Source organism: Chitinophaga terrae (ex Kim and Jung 2007), assembly GCF_900107795.1.
GTDB classification, from domain to species: Bacteria; Bacteroidota; Bacteroidia; order Chitinophagales; family Chitinophagaceae; genus Chitinophaga; species Chitinophaga terrae.
Genome location: NZ_FNRL01000061.1, coordinates 1 through 3,249, shown reverse-complemented (window position 1 = coordinate 3,249; position 3,249 = coordinate 1). Strand labels below are relative to the sequence as shown.

Sequence of the window (3,249 nt, the reverse complement as noted above, 5' to 3'; positions counted from 1 at the left end):
TCCCGGTAAGCATCTAACAGGTCCGTTAACTGGCTGATATCTGCCTGCAAAGTATCTTCTGGCACCTGTAAACGTTCACTGATTTCCTTACACAGTTTTGCTACCTGCCTGTCCTCGTACAGGTCTATTTTATTCCTGCTTTTCTGACCACTGTCCTTTGCTGCTGCCAGCAACATTACTTTCATACTATCTAACCCCTTGCTGATGCCGCCTTGTATGCAGTAGGTAATATGTGCAGTATCATACACTAGTTTTTGAGGGTTGCTGCTATCTAACTCCGGGGAGGCGGGAACTTGCGGGGATACGGCGGTTACAGGGGAAGCAAGCGGCCTTCGTGTTCCTAGTAAGTGCAATAATATATCCCCTTCATGGCTGACATGCAGGCTGTTAATATCCTCGCCAGCAGGCACCTCCAGCTTACTAACATTCACACTTGGCAATAACTCTTGTAGCTGTTTAGTATATTTTGTAACGGCTTTCTCTCCTGCCTGATCCCCATCAAAAGCAAAAATGATTTCCTGTAACGATGGTAGCCCCTTGATAGCTACCAGGTGTTCTGCCGTTAGCCCATTAGTACCATAACAGGCAAGGATACTGTACTGGCTATTAATAGCGGTATGCTGCGCCAGCGTAGCGGCATCGATAACCGCCTCTGTTAAGATCAGCTTTGTAGTAGTTGCGGGCGGGTAGCCAGGATAAAGGCCTTTACGACCCTTCAGGTAAAAATGTTTTGGATCCTGCTGGCCTGCCACACTCCTAAAATACAGGCCACTGACCTCATTGTCCTGGTTTAGTAAAGGGAACACGATACATCCCTTTGCAAAAACACGGTAGGCTGTTTCTCCCGTGCGGGAGGATTTACCGTGAGGCGATAATAACCCTACGGCTATACACTGCGCTATCAGGCTTTCATCCTTTCTGGCCCCATGATGGAACTGACCGCTGTTATAACCGATAGCTGACTGGCTGGCTTCCAGCCCTCGACTACGGATATACTCCCTGGCAGGCTCGCTGTTATGTACCGCATTTTTAAAGTAGGTAAACATATTACCCAGTATAGACATACCAGGCCTGGTGGAGGTGGCCGTTATTGAACACGCAGGACGACCGATTAACTGTTTGCACTTTAATATAGCTTCATGTTTGCTGCAACCTTCTTTGTACATCACAAAGTCAATCACGTCCATCGCTTTGCCATGCGTCTTGCAGTTGCCACTAAAACAATAGGCTGTATGGGTTTTGTAGTAAACCTGTAAACTAGGCGTTTTATCTGCATGGAACGGGCAATGCAGCCGTAAGGATTTATCAGGTTTTAAGCCGTAGTGACGCAGCACCATGGCCAGGGTTAACGACTGTTTAATCTCAGCGATCTCCATCGGCTTCCATTTTTTTAATCGTCAGTACTCCGTTTTCTACAACGATTTCTATGGGGTCACCTACCTGGAACCCTGCGCGTTCTAACCATAATCCTCGTATATTTAACCAGGGAACATTACGGCCACGATTCCAGTGATCTTTAACCATTTGGTAATGACCGTGTAATTTTCCTTTTCTAATGAGTTTGTTACCCATAAAAATATTTTTGTTAACCGTATACGGTGCAAATATACCGTATCAATACAATTAAACAACATTTTTACGATTTTATTTTACCGGATACGTTTCATAATTTCGCTAAAACCTTTGTTTATAAGGGTTTTATTAACCGTAAACGTCTTACACAATGGCATCTTTTGGCAAAAAACTTAGAGAATGCAGGGAAGCCAAAGGCTTTTCTCAACAAGAACTGGCTAAAAAATTAGGATCAGCTCACACTGTCATTGGCAGATATGAGCGGGATGAGATGACCCCTTCTATTGAAGTCGCTAAAAAACTCGCTATAATTCTAGATACTACGGTGGGATATTTATTGGGGGAGGCAACCAACAGCGATACGTTTAAAGATCCCGCTATGCTGCAACGCCTAAACGAGATAAACTCTTTACCTGAAGAAGATAAACACTGTATTATTTATACTATCGATAGCCTGTTACAAAATGCCAGGACTAAAAAGGCTTTTCAACAACATTAAAATAAACAGAGGCTTGGTTAGGATTGTATAGTTAAAATACAATCTAACCAAGCCTCTAGAGATGAGTCCCAAGAGCCTATTAGGATTTAAACTTTAATTCTTCGGTTTCCAATCCTTGTTAATTTTCTTTACAAGATTGATCAAATACTCATCACTAGCATAAAAAGGGCTTATAAATGTCCTGACAACCGTGAGCTTTTTAGCTTCACCTATTTCGCCCCAGTATTCATAATCCATCAGATATTCAATTATTCTGTTTATCTCATCACGGTTTTCGATGTTCCATTCTTGCTCATAAATTACTTTCCCTGGCATATATTGTAAATCAGAATATCTAGCACTATACTCTTTCGCCACCCTATTAAATAAATCTGCAAAAATGGGACTACCTATAACTTCGTCTAATAAGTCACTATCAGCTCCATATTTTAGTCCATATAAAGCTTTAAACAGGACTCTGACTTCCGGTAAATTATCTATAACCATCATTCAACGTTATATCTTAATATAATACTATTTATCATTTTTGTCCCTTAATGGGTTAGGACCAATATAGATTAAGTTTCCTGGTCTTATTTTCAATGTTCCTCTATCATAAATATATTCATAAACATCAGTCGGAGCCTTTTTGATATTTATACTCTGATCGGGGTCAACATTGAAAATAACCATATACTTACCCCTGCCTTCATTGTCATGCATATTCAAGAAAATAATACTTTCTACTTCCTTTTCAGTTAAAAAGGCTTTAGTTAAGTAAACTTTATTTTTCTTATTTGGGAATATCGCCATTGTAGAAGCAATTCCAGTCATCGCCTGTCGATTTCCATAATGAATGAAATATTCCTTTTTCTCTTCATGGTCATCTGGCGGTGGAGTACCACGAAAATATCCCTCTCGACGCATCTCGTTATCAAAACCTATCAACTCTTTCTGCTCAGGGTTAGGAATATTTTTCGGCTTCCCAAACTTCTCATAAAGGTCCGTGGGTGTATGTTCATCGCTTGGAGAAGTAAAAGTGTACCAAATAGCAAGTAGGACATTGGTCCTGCTAAAGATTGCCCAACCTGGCTTCGGAACTGGGCTCTTTACTGTATTTCTCAATGCTACCTCTAAACCATCCTTCGCAATCTGCTGTGTTCCACTTTTTGACAAACCTGTAAGCAACGGCCCACCAA

5 protein-coding genes are annotated in these 3,249 nt (G+C 41.2%); 1 reads left to right on the top strand and 4 read right to left on the bottom strand.

Annotation, left to right across the window (positions count from 1 at the left end):
* Together BLV62_RS27995 and BLV62_RS27990 are read right to left on the bottom strand one after the other, a co-directional pair.
* Window positions 1-1,376: toprim domain-containing protein (locus tag BLV62_RS27995; protein ID WP_139170433.1), on the bottom strand; the 1,376-nt coding region annotated here is incomplete at its 3' end.
* Entirely contained in the window at window positions 1,363-1,572 is a 210-nt protein-coding gene (locus BLV62_RS27990) for a SymE family type I addiction module toxin (protein WP_089766372.1), read from the bottom strand. The genes BLV62_RS27990 and BLV62_RS27995, both read right to left, overlap by 14 nt.
* Window positions 1,573-1,723: 151 nt before the next feature.
* On the opposite strand from BLV62_RS27990, the gene BLV62_RS27985 reads away from it, so the two are divergent.
* Window positions 1,724-2,071, top strand: a complete 348-nt coding sequence (locus BLV62_RS27985) for a helix-turn-helix domain-containing protein (RefSeq protein ID WP_089766370.1) — start codon at window positions 1,724-1,726, stop codon at window positions 2,069-2,071.
* A gap of 93 nt (window positions 2,072-2,164) precedes the next feature.
* Here the strand turns inward: BLV62_RS27985 and BLV62_RS27980 are convergent, their stop codons facing one another.
* Both BLV62_RS27980 and BLV62_RS28465 read right to left on the bottom strand, forming a co-directional pair.
* On the bottom strand, window positions 2,165-2,560 hold the full coding sequence (locus BLV62_RS27980; protein ID WP_089766368.1) for a hypothetical protein: 396 nt from the start codon (window positions 2,558-2,560) through the stop codon (window positions 2,165-2,167).
* Between the two features lie 24 nt (window positions 2,561-2,584).
* Window positions 2,585-3,249 (bottom strand): hypothetical protein (locus BLV62_RS28465; RefSeq protein ID WP_089766366.1); only part of this gene is annotated, 665 nt, incomplete at its 5' end.